This is a genomic window from Rhodococcus sp. GXMU-t2271 (assembly GCF_041414735.1).
GTDB classification, from domain to species: domain Bacteria; phylum Actinomycetota; class Actinomycetes; order Mycobacteriales; family Mycobacteriaceae; genus Rhodococcus; species Rhodococcus indonesiensis.
In genome coordinates, this window is sequence record NZ_JAUIZP010000072.1 from 1 (window position 1) to 1,766 (window position 1,766).

1 protein-coding gene and 1 pseudogene are annotated in these 1,766 nt (G+C 67.2%); one reads left to right on the forward strand and one right to left on the reverse strand.

Annotated features, from left to right (window positions below):
* The first annotated feature begins 46 nt into the window (after positions 1-46).
* The gene (locus tag QYS60_RS24575; RefSeq protein ID WP_371384539.1) at positions 47-1,060 is read left to right on the forward strand and encodes a hypothetical protein; all 1,014 of its coding nucleotides are present in this window, start codon (positions 47-49) and stop codon (positions 1,058-1,060) included.
* Positions 1,061-1,125: 65 nt separating this feature from the next.
* Here the strand turns inward: QYS60_RS24575 and QYS60_RS24580 are convergent.
* Positions 1,126-1,446, reverse strand: a pseudogene (locus QYS60_RS24580) (IS110 family transposase); the annotation flags it as partial.
* Positions 1,447-1,766: the final 320 nt, after the last annotated feature.

A 1,766-nucleotide genomic window follows, 5' to 3' on the forward strand; every position in this document is an offset into this window, starting at 1 on the left:
CCCACTGCTCGGCAACGCGGTCACCAACCTGGGTTTGTAGCGTGAGATGACCAGCACCGAACGAGAAGCTAATCACCGCAACGATGTTCACGATGCCGACCTCGGCCTGCGGATACCAGCCCGTTACCGGCACGACTGGGCGCTGTTCGCCGACTGGTGCGCCGCCGCCGACCGGTCGCCGATTCCGGCCAGCCCGGACACCCTGGCGTTGTTCCTGCACGAACATCCCGCCGCGGTCGCGACGCAACGACGGCGTTTCTCGGCGATCAACGCCGTCCACACCGCGCACGGCTACCCGCCGCCGGGGCGCACCGAAACGGTGCGCCGGCACCTCGACACCGCTCGTGCTCAGCGCCTCGACCGGCTCGGGCGCCTTCTGATGCAGCGGGCGGTCGAACTACCGAGTCTGGGGTGGCCGAGCGGACTGTTCGGCCGCCGCGACGCCCTCCTGTTGGTCCTCGCCGCGACCGGCATGAGATTCACCGACATCACCCGGCTGCGCCGCCGGGACATCCGCCTCGACGGAGACGTCCTGGTGGTCACCACCCGCATCGGGGAACGGTTCCGGCTTCCAACGGATCCCGACACCGCAGACACCCCGGCCGTCCAGGTCTACCGGCGGTGGGCGGAGATCCAGACGTTTCTCGACCGGTATCCCGGCACCCACCTGCTCCGCTATCACCTCACCGACCCGGTCGAGATCGTCACCGATCCGCTCGATGCGGAACAGGCCCGCCAACCGTTGCTGTGTCCGATCGACCGCTGGGGCCACCTCCCCCATGCGCAGCCGATGACCCCGCAATCGGTGTCGACACTGGTGCGGGCACACCTCTCGGGACGGGCACCGCTCCGCAAGACACTGACCATGGATGCACCCGGTGAGACGGACGTCTGGGTCGAACCCGACATCGACCTCGACCCTACGTACTACGAGCGCGGCACCGCGGCCCGCCGCCGCAACCACGAGACCCTCGACGATCTCGCCGAGACCTTCGACGAGATCGAACAACGAGCCGAGGTGCTGCTCAACGAGCTGATGGGAGTGCTGGAGCAGCTGTGACTGCACCGGCCGGTAGGCGGGTCCGTAAGTGCGGCCGGCACAGTGTTGTTGGTGCGTGCACACCCCGGCCAGGTCAGCTGCGGTGCTGCTTCGGGGCGCAGTCGCCGGTCGTGTGCTCCGCTCCGGACCGCGCCGCCGTAGAAGACAAGGTCGTATCGGAGCAGCAATGTCGCCCGGCGATGGCGCGCCGGCATCAGATCGCCCCGGCAGTCTTCCCAGACCCGCACCAGATCCTGGGCCGCTTCCTGATCGACGATCGGGATCGACGCCGAGGGGACCTCGTCCAGACGCAGCAACCGGGCCAGATGCAGAGTGTCACGGGCATCGGTCTTGACTCGGTCCCTAGCGGGTTTGTGCAGCTTCGACGCGCCGACCTCACACCGGATCCGGCCGCGATGTCACCGTGGAGCACGCACAGCGCAGCGAGCATGAACGACGTTGACATCGACCGCGTGCCGGGGGCGCGTCATCATTCGACCGATGGGGGACGTAGAGCCCCACGCAAGCGAGCTCACGGCAAGTCGTGCGTCACTCCATATCGTCTAGCCTGTTTCTGTGACCGGCACCCCTCCTCCCTATTCATCGGATGGGGAGATCGAGAAATCCGAACAGCCGAGCAGCGCGGCCACTCCCACGACACAGCATCCGGCACCGCCCCGAATGAGGTTTTCTCAGTAAGTTGATCTTGCCGGGACGGCGTCAGGCC